A 16,529-nucleotide genomic window follows, 5' to 3' on the forward strand; every position below is an offset into this window, starting at 1 on the left:
ATATGTGTACGTACACACAAGGGGTGGTTTTCACCCACCCTCTGAACTCCCCCTCGGCGCGCCTCGTAACCACATCAGACGCGGTGCACAGCGGCGTCACATTTTCGTCGCGGAGAAGGAGGGCCGATGCCGGACAGAGTGGTCGACTACCTGGTACGAACGGTAGCCGACCGGGGAATCACCCAGATCTTCGGCGTCGACGGCGCCAATATCGAGGACCTCTACGACGCGATCTTCGACGCGGGCGGTTCGCCCACCGGAATCGTCGCCAAACACGAGTTCTCCGCGGCGACGATGGCTGACGGATATGCGCGCAGCACCGGCGGGATGGGCGTCGTGGCTGCCACTTCGGGTGGCGGAGCGGTCAATCTTGTTGCCGGACTTGCTGAATCGTTCACCTCGCGGGTTCCGGTGCTGGCGTTGATCGGTCAGCCGCCGACCAGCCTGGAAGGTCTCGGCGCGTTCCAGGATTCGAGCGGCTTGTCCGAATCCATAGACGCGGCAGCGCTGTTCGCGACGATCAGCAGGTACTGCGCTCGCGTGACCGACCCGGTCGAGCTGCCCGATCAGCTCGCTGCCGCGATGGCGGCCGCGGAAAGTGGCGGACCGGCGGTGCTGCTGATCCCGAAAGATGTACAGCAGCAGGCGATGCCGGATTCCACCCTCATGCGGCAGTTCGACACCGCTGCGGCCGGAACACAGCTCGATCGAGCCTCGCCGAGCTTCCCGGCAGCGACGTCCCCGCACACCATCGCCACCGAACTCGCCGCCGCCCGGCGCACAGGGAAGGTGGTGATCATCGCCGGTGATCAGGTCGCCCGCGACGATGCCCGCGCTGAACTCGCCGAACTGGTCGCCACGCTGGATGCCGCCATCGGCTTGGCCCCCGACGCCAAGGACGTGTACTCCAACACGGGCCCGGGCTACTGCGGTGTCGCGGGCAGCATGGGTCATGCCGAGCTGGTCGAGGCCCTCTCGGCGGCAAGCGCCTGCCTGCTGGTCGGCACCCGACTGCCGGTCACTGCCCGCGCCGGGCTCGACGCCGCCCTCGCCGACCTCCCGGTACTCAGCGTCGGCGCACGTGCGCCGTACCTCGCGGCGACCCACGCCACCAGCGCGGATCTCGCGGGGACCATCACCACGCTGCTGGCCGACATCGGCGCGGGGTCGACGACGAGCCCGCGTTCGGCCGAGCTCACGCCGATGGCAGTCCCCGAAGCGGCGGGCCCCGGGCTGCGCTATCGCACCGTCGTCGAGGCGATCCAGCGCGCGCTGCCCGATGGGGCGGATATTTTCGCCGACGCGGGTAACACCGGCGCCTCGGTGGTGCATTACCTACGGGTACCCGAGGGCGGACGGTTCACTGTCGCACTCGGGATGGGCGGAATGGGTTACGCCTTCGGCGCGGGTATCGGTTCCGCGTTCGCCCGCCGCGCCGCGCCCGACGGCTCGCACCGCACCGTCGTCATCGCAGGTGACGGCTCGTTCTTCATGCACGGCATGGAGATTCACACCGCGATCGAACACGACCTGCCCATCACCTTCGTGGTGTTCAACAACAACGCGCACGCCATGTGCGTCACCCGGGAGCAGATCTACTACCGGGATCGCTACAGCTTCAATCGTTTTCAACCGTCACATCTGGGAGCGGGCATCGCGGCCATGTTCCCCGGGCTGCCTGCCCGCACCGTCTCCGACCCGCACCGGTTGTCCGACGCACTCGACCACAGCTTCGCCGCCGCCGGACCCGCGTTTCTCGAAATCCTCTGCGACCCCGACGAAGTCCCGCCGTTTCTGCCCTTCCTGTCCGCCCTCGAATCCTCCAGGAGCACCCCGTGACCACCAGCGCCCTGCCTGCCCTGTCCGACATCCCCGATGAGGTGGTGCCCGGCGTCATCCGCATCGAGAACTCCGATCGGGAGACCACCACACCGATCATCATGGACATGCTGCGGTCGGTGTATCCGCACGACCAGATCTTCGGCGACTACTGCCCCGTGCAGACCTACATCGCGGCGCCGCCGCGCGAGGTCTACGAGTACCTCGCCGACACCCGCTCGCTCGAGGAGTGGACCTACAGCCTGCGCGGATTCACCGAAACCGAGGAGCCCGGCCTGTGGCTGTCCTACGACCGCCTCGGTGACGCGACCAAGTGTTTCACCCGCACCGTCGCCCATTCCGACGCGATGACCGTCGACTATCACTGCGCGTGGGACCAGTCCGAGCACCTCTGGATGATCTATCTGATGCGGGTGGTCGACGCCCAGGTGGTGTTCAACAAGCCGGGTTCGGTGGTGACGTGGGTCAACTGCAAGCACCCCTTCTACGACGAAAACGGTTATCCCGAAACAGCTCCGCCGAAACGCCCGGTCTGGGTCGGCGATTTCTGGGAGATGTTCTCCGCCGGACACCAGCTCGAGCTGGACAACCTCAAAGCCATTTGTGAATACCGCGCGGCCAACGGGCTGCCCATCAAGCCGGAGTGGATGCAGTGAATATGCCGCAGGTGAGTCTGGTCGATGTCGCGAGCTATCTGCCCGGCGACCCCGTTCCGACCGACTACTTCACCCAGTTCTCGCGTTCGGAACGGATGGCGAAGAACGTGATGTTCCGTTCGCCGACCGGTCGCCATCACATCGGACGCGACGAAACCGCCGTCGACATGGCCGAGCAGGCTTTCGCTCAGCTGCGCGAACGCCACGGCGCCGATCTCGCCGACGAGATCGACATCATCATCACCCACACCCAACTGCCCGATAATCCGGTGCTCGGCGCCGGGCCCGAACTGGCGCGACGGCTCGGGGCGAAACCCTCGCAGGTGCTCGATGTGCACAACAGCGGTTGCGCGGCGTTCGTCCAGATGATGGCGATGGCCCGGATGATGATGGCGACCAGCGACGCCAAGACCGCGCTGATCGTCGCCGCGCAGAATTGTGCGGGCCCGGTGTTCACCCAGCCCGATATCCGGAAGCTGGCGCAGGCGCCGGTGCCGGGTGACGGTTGCGGAATCGGCTTGCTGCGCAAGGACGATTCGGGCCCGATCCTCGATATCGAAACCCGCACCTATCCCGAATTTGCCGGTGACATGGACTTCTCCACGAACGGTCCGCGCAAGTACTGGGAGCCGGGCGAGGGCCAGGGCTGCGTGAGTTTCTCCGAATCCAAGATCACCAAGGTGTTCGCGCGCGGCAATCGCTTGGTACCCGAGGTGGCGCTGGAGGTCTGCAAGCGGATCGGGGTGAAGAGCAGCGATATCGACACCTTCGTCACCAATCAGCCGAACCGGCTGTTCCTGCGCAACTGGCATGATGCGCTGGAACTGCCCGCCGAACGTCATCCCGATACGTTCGATCAGTGCGGAAACCTTTTCGCCGCGGGCATTCCCGTGACGCTCGACGCGGAGAACCGGGCGGGCCGATTGCGCAACGGGTCGGTGGTGTTGCTGTCGGCGTTCGCGCACGCGGGCGATTTCGCCGGTGCGGCGGCTATTCGCTGGGGCGCCGCGCGATGACTGTGCGGCTGGTGGAACCGACGATCCCCTCCCGTCGGTTCCACACCACTTCGACCCCGACGCTGTTCGACCTCGGTCTCAGCGAGAATCCGTTCCCACCGTTGCCTTCCGTGCTGTCGGCGGTGAATACCGCACTGACTCATGCCAACCGGTATCCGGAGTTCCTTCCGGAAGAACTGCCGCGGGTCATCGCCGATCACCTCGGGGTCTCGCCCGACGACGTGGTGGTCGGCGCGGGGGCCACCGGTGTCGCGATGCAGGTGATGCGGACGCTCGGCAGCGGTGAACTGCTCACCAGTACACCGACTTTCGACGGCTACCCGATCATGGCCGACATGGCCGGGATGACGCTGGTCCCGATTCCCCTCGACGTCGGCGGCAATCAGGACCTCACCGCCATGCGCCGCTCGGTGAACCGGCGCACCTCCCTGGTCGTGCTGTGCCGCCCCCACAACCCCACCGGCACCGTGCTCGACGCGGCGGCCGTCCGATCCTTTCTGGCCGCGGTTCCCCGCCGGGTGCCGGTCCTGCTCGACGAGGCCTACGTCGAATTCCTCGATCCGACAGACCGACTCGATATTCGCACCCTGCTGCACCGCCACCCGAATCTGCTGATCCTGCGCACCTTCTCCAAGGCGTACGGATTGGCCGGGCTGCGGATCGGCTACTGTGTGGGCCGCGGAAAGCTGATCGAACGAATCCGCTACCAGCAGTTGCCCTTCGGCACCCCCACCGCGTCCGTCGCCGCGGTGCGCGCCGCCTACGCGGCAGGCAAGGAACTTCGCGACCGCGTCGACCGCATCAACGGCGAACGCGATCTCCTGCGAATGACCCTGCTGGCCTGCGGAATCGATGTCCCCCGAAGCCACGCGAACTTCCTCTACCTGCCCGGACCCGGGGTAGCCACCGCCCTGCGCCGCGCCGGCATCAAGGCAAAGGCCTACTCCGACGGTAGCGCCCGCATCGCGGTCGGCGACCCTGTCGCAGGCCGGGCAGTCCACGCCGCCCTCGTCGACCTGCGGTAGTCAGTTCGACAACGGAACCCGACCCGGTGCGCACCGGGTCACCACGACCGGGACCTGGACCCTCCACCAGGTCCCGGTCATCCGCGGTTCAGCACCCGCCGCCACCACCGCAACCGCCCCCGCCACCACAACCACTCCCGCCACCGCAGCTACCCCCACTGCCACCGTCACCGCTACCACCATCACCGGTCCCGGCGAACCAGGCACCGGCACTACCCGCGGCAAGCCATCCCGACCTGCGCGCCGTGCCGCCTGCACCCCGCTTCGGCCGCAGCACGATCCTGGTGACGCCCATGATGAAGAACACCAGCGAGCCGAACAGGATCGCCGCCGTGAACATCCACCCGTATGCCGCGGAGATCAGCCCGACAACCAGCAGCACCAGCGCCCCGGCAAGGTACGCCCTGCTCCCCCTCAGGTCAGAACGTGTAGCAGCCATCGGATACCTCCTGCGAATGTCGAACTCGTGGTGCGACCGGGTAGGTCTGGGCTGACCGTAAACGCTGGACCTTGCAATTCGCTTTCAGCCGGCCTGCGCCGATGGCGCGCCACATCTACTCCTCGCCCCGACGGGGCAACCGGTCCTCAGTCCCCGCCGCCACCGCCACCGAAACCGCCGCCGTAGGTCTCGTTCAGCGAGTCCGCGTCGTCGATCCCGCGTCGACCTGCCTTGCCGCCGGTGTCGATCCGCAGACGTTGGTGTTTCGACCGCAAGCGGCGCGAATCCCGAACGCTCAGCACGCCACCGATCATCAGCAGTGTCACCGCAAAGCCGAGCAGGCCGAGGCCGACCAGCAGCGAATGGCTGGTGGCGATCACCCCGACCAGAGCTACCAGAATTCCCGCACAGTAGATCATCAAGATTTGTCCGTTCAGATGTCAGCAGCTACTGCTGCCGCCGCCACAACTGCTGCTACTTCCCCCACCGCAACTGCTGCTGGATCCGGAATCGCAGCTGCCGCTGCTGCTCGATCCGGAGTCGCTGCTCGCTGACCAGGCGCTGCCGCTGGACCAGCTGCTGTCAGTAGAACTCCAACTACTCGAGCCCGAGTGCCTTGCCCACGAGTGAGTACGCGCCCGCTGTAGATTCGCGGCCCGCTGCGCGCGCCTGGTCCTGTCGGCCGACGTATCGGTCGCCCGAATGATCGCCCTGATGATCATCATCGGCGCTCCGATGAGCACTACGACAGATACCGCGACTACGACGATCGCGAACAGTGCGGCGATCACTTCGATGACGTTCACGGGACCCCCTACTTGGATCGGTATGTCGAGACCGACCGTAATCGCGCGTTCTTGCAATCCCCTTGTGGCCGACTAACTGGTCGACGAACAGTCACCGCTCGACGAATCGCTGCGACCATTTCCACTCGACCACGCCGACCGTCGCCGACTCTTCGCACGCCGTGTCTGCCCCGACGCCCGCCGACGCGCCCGGCGAACCGCGGCCGCGTCTCGTTCGTGTCTGGCTTCCGGTGTGGCACCGAGCATGACGAGCCCGACCAGCACCAGCACGACCGTGGTCGCTAGTAGGACTGCTCCCGTACCACCCCCGAGCAACAGCCCGACTACAGCGACGATGAACGCCAAGACAAAGACCATGGTTCCTCCCCGAGATGAGCGTCGCCGCCAACCGACGACACCGAATTACCTACTGCCCCCACGACTTTCCTCAGCAACTGCTGCCGCCACCACAGCTACTGCTCGACCCGGAATCGCAACTCCCCGACCAACTGCTACCGCCGCTGTCGCTACTACCGCTGGACCAGCTCGTACCGGACGAATTCCAGCTGCTGCTCGCCCCCGAGCGGTGTCCCCGTTGCCGATTCCGCGCCCGCGCCAGCTCCCGTGCCTGTCGATTCGCCGCGATCCGCGCGCGCCTTTCCGGTCGCCCCGCCGGATCGGAGACCTGCTGAACTATCGCCAGAATGGCCATGACCGGCACGGTCACGATTCCCACCACGCCGATCATTCCGACAAGAAGCGCGAGAACAGTGGTGACTACATCGCTGATACTCATGGACCCCTCCTACCTGGACCGGTATGTAGGGGGCGACCGTAACCGCGCGTTCTTGCAATCTCCTTGTGGCTCAACCACCGTCGAGGCCGTAGTCAGCGATCACTCGCCGCCGCCACCCCCACAGCCGCCGCCTCCGCAGCTGCTGCTGCCACCCCCGCAGCCGCCCCCACCGTGCCCACCGCTGCCGCTGTTTCCACTGCCGCCGTGATGCTGCCCGCCACCGTCACCGAACCAGCTGACCCCGGCCGCAGACGGCCCCGCGGCCCACCACCGCTTCGATTTCCGTGACCCGCCGGGATCGCGAAAGACGAGAATCCCGCCGACCACGACAATGACCGCCGCGACCACGACAATGACGATCCCCGTGCTCGCCGAATAGCTTGTAGTGATCGCACCGATCAACGCGAGAACGAGCCCCGCCCCGACAACCTTCATGATTCCCCCGATCAAGGTCCTGCCTCCTGTTGTACCGGAGTGCGGGACCCGCCGCTAGGGGGTTAGTTCGCGGGGGCGCAGGTGTCGCGGATGGAGCAGCCGCCGCAGGAGGAGCCGCAGCCGCCCACCGGAGCGGGAGGCAGCAGGGGTTCGACTGTGCGTGCCGCGGCGTTGGCGCCGGCGCCGAGGGTGAAGACCGCGATCACCGCTACCAGCGCGGCTACGCCGAGGCCCGCGAAACCACCGGCTCCGAGAACGACGAGGCCGCCGGCGAACAGCAGGGCGCCCGCGCCTACCGAGGTGGGGGCGGCGATGCGGTTGGCGATGCGGAAATTGTCGTCGCTGTGCAGCGCGGCTTCCGTGGTGACACCGAGGAAGCGGTTGCGGGGCAGTTTGCCGAGCAGTCCGAGCACGCCGGTCGCGATGGCGACCGCGGCCAGCGCGAACAACAGGAGAGCGACGACGACCATTCATGCAGGCTAGCGCACCCGTGCGAATCGCCGCTCGAGCCCTCCCCAACGAGGTGACGGCCCACACAGTCCGTCGACGACGTTCTACGCTGTTCCAGCGCGTCCGAGAATCCAGCGGCGTGGATTCTCGGACACCGTCCTTCTCGGACGTCCTCGGCTCACGCGGCTGATCCCGCGTGAGTGTCGGTTTCCGCTTCTTCCGGGCTGGTTTCGCCGACACCAGAGCGTCGGCCAGAGCCTTCCCGTCCACGGACATTGGTAATCGGGGCTCGCGCTTCGGGCTCCCGAGCCTGGTGATGTCTTTCGCCCCAGGCGGCGAGATTGACCGCGGCGTTGAGATCGCGATCAAGACTGTGTCCACAATCGGCGCAGATAAAAACCCGCTGGGCCAGCGACAACGCAGCTATACGAGATCCGCAGCCCGAGCAGGTTTTGCTGGAAGCAAACCATCGGTCGGCGATCAATACTTGCCCGCCATACCACTGTTGCTTGTACTGGATTTGGCGGGCGAACTCACCCCATCCGGCGTCGCTGATGGCGCAAGCGAGGTGGCGGTTGCTACGCATCCCTTCGATGTTCAAGTTTTCCAACACAATTCGGTTGTGGGTTTTGACCAGATCGTGTGACACCTGATGCAGCGTATGGATGCGCGTGTCACGGACACGGCGATGATGCTGTGCAAGGCATGCGACAGCTTTTCGGCGGCGGTGTGATCCTTTTATCCGGCGATTTACAGCGCGAGCCAGTTTTCGCTGTTTCTGGATCCGTGTCGCAAGGCGAGCGGGCCGGCCGAAGGCCCGCGCCACCTCGATGCCATCGGCCGTAGCCGCGACGATCAACGCCGACAATCCCCGGTCGACCCCGACCCATCCACCGACATCATTCTGGTCACGAGCTGGATGTCTGAGCGAGGCGTGCCGGTCGCAGGCTTCGACAGTGAGTGAGACCGACCACCGACCGACCTTCTCGACGACAGTCGCGTACAGAATCTTCGCCCGGTTCTTGGCCAGCATCCGCCGCAACGGCCTGGTGTCATCGGATACCTCGACGACCCCGATTCCAGGCAGTCGCACCGACCGCGCTGCGCTGTCCTCGCCGACACGGATCGGAGGACGAGTGGTGCTGGTGTACTTGTTGCGCAGGCGAAACGATCGCTTCCCGGACTTCTTCTTGAACCGAGGAAAACCGACACTCTTGTTGCCGGTACCGGAGTGGGCCGTCGCCCATGCAGTCAGTCCACGACCGAGATCTACGGCAGCTTCCTCGAACACTTGCTGACAAACCGCAGTTCGCCACGCCAATCCAGTTTCTACTACCTCGGCTGTACCGGCGGTATCCACTGCGATCGTCCGTCCGGCCTGCACGGACCGTTTGAACGTATTGAACGCGTTGATCTGGTCGAATCCTGACCAAGGCACTTTCACAGCCGGATCACGACTGCGCCTGTCCATGCCTGTCTTCACCCCGGCCAGGCAATGGTTGTACGCAAACCGCGCAGCGCCGGCATGTCGCGACAGAGCCGATCGCTGTTCGACCGTTGGGTCGAGGCGATATCGGAACGTCGTGTGCCGTGCCATTCGCTGGAGTCTGCCAGGAAGTACCGACAATAACTGCTCCGATACTCTGTTAGACGATGTTTACCGGGGATCGGCGAGAACAAGAAGGCAGGACCGTGCAGGACACTCGTGCAACCGAGACTGACGTACCTCAGCACCGGTACAACGCCGAGCTGGCTGGGCGGATCGAGCGCCGCTGGCAGCAGAACTGGACCGAGCGCGGCACCTTCAACGCGCCGAACCCGGTCGGCCCGCTGGCTGGTGAGACACCGCCGGACAAGCTGTTCATCCAGGACATGTTCCCGTTCCCGTCGGGCGCGGGCCTGCACGTGGGTCACCCGCTCGGCTATATCGCCACCGATGTGTTCGGCCGCTACCACCGCATGCGCGGCCGCAACGTGCTGCACGCGCTCGGGTACGACGCCTTCGGCCTGCCCGCCGAGCAGTACGCCGTGCAGACCGGCGCGCACCCGAGGGTGACCACCGAGGCCAATATCGCCACGATGCAGCGTCAGCTGGACCGGTTGGGCCTCGGCCACGACCCGCGGCGTTCGTTCGCCACCACCGACCCCGAGTACTACCGGTGGACACAGTGGATCTTCCTGCGCATCTACAACGCCTGGTACGACCAGGAGGCCGGTCGGGCACGGCCGATCGCGGAGCTGGAAGAACAGTTCGCCACGGGTGCGCGTCCGGTTCCCGACGGGAACTGGAACACCATGTCGGCCGCCGAACGCGGCGCGCTGATCGACTCGTATCGCCTTGTGTACCAGTCGGATTCGATCGTCAACTGGTGCCCGGGGTTGGGTACGGTGCTGTCGAACGAAGAAGTCACCACCGATGGGCGCAGCGAGCGCGGGAACTTCCCCGTGTTCCGTAAGCGCATGTGGCAGTGGATGATGCGCATCACCGCCTACTCCGATCGCCTGGTCGACGATCTGGACACGCTGGACTGGCCCGACAACGTGAAGTCCATGCAGCGCAACTGGATCGGGCGCTCGCGTGGCGCACAGGTGCGGTTCGACGCCGATGGCGAGACCATCGAGGTGTTCACCACCCGACCCGACACCCTGTTCGGCGCGACGTATGTGGTGCTGGCCCCCGAGCACGAGCTGGTCGACAAGCTGACCGCCGGAGCATGGCCCGCCGACACCGACGCCCGCTGGACCAACGACAGCGCCGCCCCCGCGGAAGCCGTTGCCGCATACCGCAAGTCGATCGCGGCGAAGTCGGATCTGGAACGTCAGGAGAACAAGGAGAAGACCGGCGTCTTCCTCGGCTCCTACGCCACCAACCCGGCCGACGGCACGCAGGTGCCGATCTTCATCGCCGATTACGTGCTGAGCGGCTACGGCACCGGCGCCATCATGGCGGTCCCCGGCCACGACGGCCGCGACTGGGATTTCGCAACCACGCTCGGTCTGCCCATCGTCGAGGTGATCGCGGGCGGCGACGTGAGTGAGGCCGCTTACTCCGGCGACGGCGCTCTGATGAATTCCGGCTTCCTGAACGGACTTCCGGTCGACGAGGCCAAGGCGACCATGATCGGTCACCTCGAAGCCGAAGGCCACGGCACCGGCACCGTCCAGTACAAGCTGCGCGACTGGCTGTTCGCCCGTCAGCGGTACTGGGGCGAGCCGTTCCCGATCGTCTACGACGCCGACGGCGTGGCGCACGCGCTGCCGGAATCCATGCTGCCCGTAGAACTTCCGGAGATGGAAGACTTCGCGCCGGTCACCTTCGACGCCGACGACGCGAACTCCGAGCCGTCCCCGCCGCTGGCCAAGGCCACCGATTGGGTCAACGTCGAGCTGGATCTGGGCGACGGGCCCAAGCAGTACCGCCGCGACACCAATGTCATGCCCAACTGGGCCGGATCCTCGTGGTACCAGCTGCGCTACGCCGACCCGACCAACGCCGAGACGTTCTGCGCCGAGGAGAACGAGAAGTACTGGCTGGGCCCGCGCACGGCCGAGCACGGCCCGAACGACCCGGGCGGCGTCGACCTGTACGTGGGCGGTGTGGAGCACGCGGTGCTGCACCTGCTGTACGCGCGGTTCTGGCAGAAAGTGCTCTTCGACCTGGGTGATGTGTCGGGCAGCGAGCCCTACCGCCGCCTGTACAACCAGGGCTACGTGCAGGGTTACGCCTACACCGACTCCCGCGGCGCGTATGTGCCCGCCGCCGAGATCGTCGAGCGTGACGCGAAGTTCTTCTGGACCGGGGCCGACGGCGTGGAGATCGAGGTCTTCCAGGAGTACGGCAAGATCGGCAAGTCGCTGAAGAACGCCATCTCGCCCGACGAGATGTGCGACCTCTACGGCGCCGACACCTTCCGCTTCTACGAGATGTCGATGGGTCCGCTGGACACCTCGCGCCCGTGGGCGACCAAGGATGTCGTCGGCGCGCACCGCTTCCTGCAGCGGGTGTGGCGCCTGGTGGTCGACGAGGAAACCGGCACGGTGAAGGCCACCGACGCCGCACCCTCGGACGAGACCCTGCGCCTGGTGCACCGCACCATCGCGGGCGTCGACGATGACCTTGCCGCGCTGCGCGACAACACCGCCGGCGCCAAGCTGATCGAGCTCACCAACCACCTCACCAAGAACTACCCCACCGGCGCCCCCCGCGCCGCCGTGGAACCCCTGGTGCTGATGCTCGCCCCGCTGGCTCCCCACATCGCCGAAGAACTGTGGGAACGCCTGGGCCACAACGCATCCCTGGCCCACGGCCCCTTCCCCGCCGCCGACCCGGCGCTGCTGGTCGCGGACTCGGTGGAATACCCGATCCAGGTAAAGGGCAAGGTACGCAGCCGAATCCAGGTTCCCGCCGATGCCGATTCAGCGGCGATCGAAGCTGCCGCCCTGGCCGACGAGAAGGTCATCGCCCTGCTCGAAGGTCAAGCACCGCGCAAGATCATCGTGGTGCCGGGCAAGATGGTCAACATCGTCCCCTGACCTGCGATAACACAGACGGCAAAGCCCCGGAACGATCCCTGACGAAAGTCACATCGCCGGGGCTTTTCCGTCAGGCCTGCACCTGGAGAACATCATTCAGCGTGACCAAGGCCAGGTTGCGTTCCCTGATGATGTCGACCAGTTGGCCGTAGCAATGGGTCACCGGGGGGAAATTGGCGTGGCCGATGATGATGGTCTGGGCGGCGAAATACTTGTGGGCGCATTCGATCAGGTATTCCTCGGTGATGAGGCCTGAGTCGGAGAGCGAGCCGTACCACATGGTGGGGACGGTGTAGCCGAGGTCGGCGGCCACCTTGTCGACGGTGGCGTTGTGATATCCGAACGGCGGGCGATAGTACGGCGTGCCGTCGACGCCGAAGTTGTTGCGCAGGAACGTTTTCGTGCGGCTCAGCTGGTCGGCCACCTCGGTGGTGCTGATCTTGGTCAGGGCGGCGTGGTCCCAGGTGTGGTTGCCGAGTTGGATCTGACCCGATTCCACCAGCGGGCGTAGCGCGTCGCGATGGATGGTCCAGGATTCGTAGTAGCCGGTGACGAAGAAGGTGAAGCGGGCGCCGGTGTCCTTCGCCCATTTCACGTAGGCGCCGACGACTTCGGGACTGGCGCCGTCATCGACGGTGAGCGCCATGGAACGGCCCTGACCAGGGAGCGCGGTGATGGGCTTCGGGGGAATGATCGACTTCGGGCCGCCCGGCGGGGGCGGGAGCAGGGGCTGGACGGGGGTCGGAGCGGGCGGCGGCGTGGGGATCTCGCCGCCGGAACCGGCCTCGACGGTCTCGCCCTCGGCGGTCGCGCAACCGGTCAGCGCCACAGCGGTACCCGCGGCCAACATCGCCAGCATTCGACGTCTATCCACTTACGAACCCCTACTCGAGTCATTTCGGCTGGCGCCGCGGGACGATACCTACCGAATCCATCAAACGTCTGAACCAGCGGATACCTCTGTGCGAATTCCAGCGCCGACCCCCTGGACGCAGCTATCGGCGACCATACCGAATCACGCGATTTCGGTCAGCGGGGGCGCAGCACGATCTCGGTGGGATGTCCGTCACGCGGTGTGTCGAGAGCGGTCCGCACGGCACCGGCCACCGTCTCGGCGGTGAGGAATTCCTCAGGCCGGTACTCGCGACCCTCGTCGGCGACGATCGCGCGCTGCATATCGGTGTCGATGCGGCCGGGGAACAGCGAGGTCACGCGGAGCGCGGGCTCCTCCTGGCGCAGCGCGTCGGCGAAGGCGCGCAGCCCGAATTTGCTCGCCGCATAGGAACCCCAACCGGGATGCGCGCGCAGCCCGGCTCCCGAATTGATCAACACCACATGCCCGTTCGCGGCGCGCAGCGCGGGCAGCAGCACCCTCGTCAACTCGACGACGGCGATCAGATTGACCTCGAGAGTCTCGCGCCACTGCTCGGACGAGGACTCGGCGACCGTTCCGAGGTCGGCGATCCCCGCGTTGTGCACGAGGACATCGAGCCGCGAGATCTGCTCGGCGGCCGCCGCCACCGCGGGGTAGTCGGTGAGCGCGACCGGCCAGCCCGTCGCATCGGGCAGCTCGGTGAGAATCGGCTTCAGCGCGTCGGCAGAGCGGGCACCGAGCAGCAGGTCGTGGGTGGGCGAGAGCTCGCGGGCGATCGCGGCACCGAGTCCGCGGCTCGCGCCGGTGATGAGAGCGGTCTGGGCGGGAGTACTGGTCACCGTCATACATCCCACGCTAGCGGGCACAGAGATCTAGACACCCTGGCTGTTTCCCCCAGCGGATGACAGCACCGGCTAGTACCGTCGGACTATGACCGATCCCCGGTACAACTACGGACCAGCGGACCCGCAGTACCCCCAGCACCAGGGCCAGCCTCAGTACGGCCAGGGCCAGCCCCCCTATCCTCAGGGCGAGCCGGAGCCCAAGGTCAATGTGGGCAAGCTGTGGGCTGGCGGTATCGGCACGGCGGTCGTCGCCGCCCTGCTGGTGGTCGTCGCGATCATGTTGATCCGGGGCGTGCTCGGCATCGCGATCCTCTCGCCGGAAGGCGCGGGCGCGTACGGCACCGTCTCCACCACCTCCTACGCCATCGCCGCCGCGGCCGCCGCGCTGCTGGCCACGGCCCTGCTGATGGTGTTGTTGCTCGCCATGCCGAGCCCGCTCACGTTCTTCACCTGGATCTGTCTGCTCCTCACCGCCGTCGCGGTGATCCTGCCGTTCACGCTGGTCGCCGATCTGGACGCCAAGATCGCGACCGCGGCGATCAACCTGGTGGTGGGGCTGTGCATCACCACCATGCTCAGCTCGGTCGGATCGGCCGCCCAGAACACGCCGCGTCAAGCCGGGTACTGATCGTCACAGTGCTGTCGAGATGCCATAGGGCCTGCTCCGCCGCAGAATAGACAGATGACCGACCCAGGTTTCACCTCGACGCAGCTCGCGGCCCGCGCCGCCTACCTCCTGCGCGGCAACGACCTGGGCACGATGACCAGCGCCGCGCCCCGTCTCTACCCACACATGTGGAGCTGGGACGCGGCGTTCGTCGCGGTGGGGCTGGCTCCGTTGAGCGTGGAGCGGGCCGTGGTCGAACTCGACACGCTGCTGTCGGCGCAGTGGAAGAACGGGATGATCCCGCACATCGTCTTCGCCAACGGTGTGGACGGGTATTTCCCCGGGCCCGCGCGGTGGGAATGTCGCAAGCTGGCGACGAACGCGCCCGACGGCCCCGACACCTCCGGCATCACACAGCCGCCGGTGCACGCCATCGCCGTGCAGCGCATCCTCGACCATTCCCGCAGGCACGGCCGCTCCACCCGCGCCGTGGCCGAGGAATTCCTGAACCGCCGCTGGCCGGATCTGGTGCGCTGGCACCGCTGGCTCGCACACGCCCGCGACCCCAAGGAAACCGGGCGGATCACGCTGTACCACGGCTGGGAATCCGGCATGGACAACTCCCCGCGCTGGGACCGCGCCTACGCCAATGTTGTTCCGGGGAAGGACCTTCCGCCGTATCGGCGCGCGGACACCTCGATCGTCTCCGACCCGACCCAGCGCCCCAGCGACCGCGAATACGACCGCTACCTGTGGCTGGTCGAGCAGATGCGGCGCGCGAACTACGACGATTTCCAGCTCACCTCGGTGATGAGTTTCGCCGTGGAAGACGTGTTCGTCTCCGCGATCTTCGCGCTGGCCTGCGAGGTGCTGGCCGATATCGGCGAGGAGTACAAGCAACCGCACGCCGACGTCCGCGAACTGCACGGCTGGGCCGAACGTTTCCGCAAGGGCGTGGTCGCCACCACCGACGAACGCACCGGCGCGGCAAGGGATTACGATTCCCGCTTGCAGCGCTGGATCAGCACCGAGACCCTCGCCATGTTCGCGCCGCTGATCTCGGGCGGCCTGTCCCGCCACGCCGAGCGTGCCCTGCTCAATACCTTCGAGGGCCCTCGCTTCTGCGGGCACCCCGACCTGCGCTACGCCCTGCCACCGTCGACCTCCCCCGTATCCAAGGACTTCCGTCCCCGCGAGTACTGGCGTGGTCCCGTCTGGCCGGTCATGAGCTGGTTATTCTCCTGGGCCTTCGCCCGCCGAGGCTGGGCCGAGCGCTCCTACATGCTCCGGGCCGAAGGACTGCGGCAGGCCAGCGACGGCAGCTTCGCCGAGTACTACGAGCCGTTCACCGGTGCGCCGCTGGGCAGTATGCAGCAATCCTGGACTGCCGCTTCGGTTCTCGACTGGTTGGGCTAGTTCTCAGCGATAGCGGTGTGCCATTCGACAACGATGCCGAGTTCGCGCGCCAGAGTTGATGCCAGCCCTTCCGGGTCGCCGCCGTTGATGGTGGCGCCGCGCAGCGCGGTGATGCCGTAGATGCCGGTGAGGTCGCAGTCTTCGAAGCGGAGGTTCTGCTGGATGCGCGCGCCGGCGAAGCGGGCGCCGACGAGATTGCAGCGCTCGAAGCGCACATTTCGGAACTCGACGCTCTGGAAGTCGGCTTGACGAAGGTCGCAGTCGCGAAAAACTACTGTGCGCATGCGGGATTGGGCGAACGAGGACAGATCGGCGCGGGTGGAGTCGATCATTACGTCGCGGAGAACGCCTGCGGTCCAGGACAATCCGGTGAGGCGACCGTGCTCGATCAGGGACTCGATCAGCGAGGAGTCGTCGGCCTGCACGTTGGCCAGATCGCAGACCCGCAGGGTGGATTCGGCGATGGTGCTGTGGCGCAGGGTGCTCGGAAATCGCACGCTGTCGAACAGGCAGGCCTCGACGCTCATGCCGGAAACGTGGCTCTCGGCGAAATCCGCGTCGCGATATTCGACGTCGGTGACGGTCAGTTCGTCGGTCGGATCGTCGCCGGGCGAGACCGCGAGTCGCAACGCCCCCGGCTTCGCGACCGCCGGTTCGAACCGCACCTCACGCTTGCGCGCCATGCCCACCACTCCCTGTCAGACGATGTCCGCACCAAGATACGGGCACGGGCCGACAGGCTTTGTCGTAACTATTCACAGACACCCACCAACACCACTGGTCACACGAGCAACAAGCCACTACGGTCGACGG

At 66.3% G+C, this 16,529-nt stretch carries 16 protein-coding genes; 7 read left to right on the plus strand and 9 right to left on the minus strand.

All coding sequences use genetic code 11. The features are described from left to right. Positions 1–126: 126 nt before the first annotated feature. Genes ASD42_RS31580 through ASD42_RS31595 form a run of 4 tightly spaced genes read left to right on the plus strand, consistent with a single transcriptional unit; the run spans position 127 to position 4,536 of the window. Positions 127–1,839, plus strand: coding sequence for a thiamine pyrophosphate-binding protein (locus tag ASD42_RS31580; RefSeq protein WP_056823786.1), 1,713 nt, complete (start codon positions 127–129; stop codon positions 1,837–1,839). After that, positions 1,836–2,495, plus strand: a complete 660-nt coding sequence (locus ASD42_RS31585; protein WP_056823789.1) for a hypothetical protein — start codon at positions 1,836–1,838, stop codon at positions 2,493–2,495. Before ASD42_RS31580 ends, ASD42_RS31585 begins: the two co-directional genes overlap by 4 nt. A gap of 2 nt (positions 2,496–2,497) precedes the next feature. Further along, positions 2,498–3,511: a 3-oxoacyl-ACP synthase III family protein gene (locus tag ASD42_RS31590; protein ID WP_056823792.1), complete on the plus strand. Its 1,014-nt coding sequence runs from the start codon at positions 2,498–2,500 to the stop codon at positions 3,509–3,511. Beyond that, positions 3,508–4,536: an aminotransferase class I/II-fold pyridoxal phosphate-dependent enzyme gene (locus ASD42_RS31595; protein WP_056823796.1), complete on the plus strand. Its 1,029-nt coding sequence runs from the start codon at positions 3,508–3,510 to the stop codon at positions 4,534–4,536. Before ASD42_RS31590 ends, ASD42_RS31595 begins: the two co-directional genes overlap by 4 nt. An 88-nt stretch (positions 4,537–4,624) precedes the next feature. Here the strand turns inward: ASD42_RS31595 and ASD42_RS31600 are convergent, their stop codons facing one another. From ASD42_RS31600 to ASD42_RS34130, 6 genes are all read right to left on the minus strand, one after another. Further along, a complete protein-coding gene (locus ASD42_RS31600; RefSeq protein ID WP_176579855.1) occupies positions 4,625–4,975 on the minus strand; it encodes a hypothetical protein in 351 nt (116 codons plus the stop codon). Positions 4,976–5,121: 146 nt separating this feature from the next. Continuing rightward, entirely contained in the window at positions 5,122–5,394 is a 273-nt protein-coding gene (locus ASD42_RS31605; RefSeq protein WP_056823799.1) for a hypothetical protein, read from the minus strand. An 814-nt stretch (positions 5,395–6,208) separates the two neighbouring features. Further along, positions 6,209–6,556: a DUF7206 family protein gene (locus ASD42_RS35945; protein WP_131816737.1), complete on the minus strand. Its 348-nt coding sequence runs from the start codon at positions 6,554–6,556 to the stop codon at positions 6,209–6,211. A 99-nt stretch (positions 6,557–6,655) separates the two neighbouring features. Then, the gene (locus tag ASD42_RS31615) at positions 6,656–7,006 is read right to left on the minus strand and encodes a hypothetical protein (protein ID WP_176580403.1); all 351 of its coding nucleotides are present in this window, start codon (positions 7,004–7,006) and stop codon (positions 6,656–6,658) included. A 47-nt stretch (positions 7,007–7,053) separates the two neighbouring features. After that, positions 7,054–7,461, minus strand: a complete 408-nt coding sequence (locus ASD42_RS31620) for an SdpI family protein (RefSeq protein WP_056823805.1) — start codon at positions 7,459–7,461, stop codon at positions 7,054–7,056. A gap of 158 nt (positions 7,462–7,619) precedes the next feature. Continuing rightward, entirely contained in the window at positions 7,620–9,038 is a 1,419-nt protein-coding gene (locus ASD42_RS34130) for an RNA-guided endonuclease InsQ/TnpB family protein (RefSeq protein WP_084787387.1), read from the minus strand. 95 nt (positions 9,039–9,133) lie between these two features. Here ASD42_RS34130 and leuS point away from each other — a divergent pair, with 95 nt between their 5' ends. After that, positions 9,134–11,974 carry a leucine--tRNA ligase gene (leuS, locus tag ASD42_RS31625; RefSeq protein WP_056823808.1) on the plus strand — a complete coding sequence of 947 codons (2,841 nt, stop codon included), beginning with the start codon at positions 9,134–9,136 and terminating at the stop codon, positions 11,972–11,974. 70 nt (positions 11,975–12,044) lie between these two features. Here leuS and ASD42_RS31630 read toward each other — a convergent pair whose 3' ends face one another. Both ASD42_RS31630 and ASD42_RS31635 read right to left on the minus strand, forming a co-directional pair. After that, entirely contained in the window at positions 12,045–12,833 is a 789-nt protein-coding gene (locus ASD42_RS31630; protein WP_056823811.1) for a polysaccharide deacetylase family protein, read from the minus strand. A 170-nt stretch (positions 12,834–13,003) separates the two neighbouring features. Continuing rightward, positions 13,004–13,693, minus strand: a complete 690-nt coding sequence (locus ASD42_RS31635) for an SDR family oxidoreductase (RefSeq protein ID WP_056823814.1) — start codon at positions 13,691–13,693, stop codon at positions 13,004–13,006. Positions 13,694–13,778: 85 nt separating this feature from the next. Here ASD42_RS31635 and ASD42_RS31640 point away from each other — a divergent pair, with 85 nt between their 5' ends. Together ASD42_RS31640 and ggh are read left to right on the plus strand one after the other, a co-directional pair. Continuing rightward, complete coding sequence (locus ASD42_RS31640) at positions 13,779–14,321, plus strand: DUF6069 family protein (RefSeq protein ID WP_056823818.1); 543 nt, start codon at positions 13,779–13,781, stop codon at positions 14,319–14,321. A gap of 54 nt (positions 14,322–14,375) precedes the next feature. Continuing rightward, on the plus strand, positions 14,376–15,716 hold the full coding sequence (gene ggh, locus ASD42_RS31645) for a glucosylglycerate hydrolase (protein WP_056823820.1): 1,341 nt from the start codon (positions 14,376–14,378) through the stop codon (positions 15,714–15,716). Here the strand turns inward: ggh and ASD42_RS31650 are convergent. Next, the gene (locus tag ASD42_RS31650; RefSeq protein WP_056823823.1) at positions 15,713–16,399 is read right to left on the minus strand and encodes a pentapeptide repeat-containing protein; all 687 of its coding nucleotides are present in this window, start codon (positions 16,397–16,399) and stop codon (positions 15,713–15,715) included. The genes ggh and ASD42_RS31650 overlap by 4 nt on opposite strands. Positions 16,400–16,529 lie beyond the last annotated feature (130 nt).

Source organism: Nocardia sp. Root136, from assembly GCF_001427185.1.
Taxonomy (GTDB): domain Bacteria; phylum Actinomycetota; class Actinomycetes; order Mycobacteriales; family Mycobacteriaceae; genus Nocardia; species Nocardia salmonicida.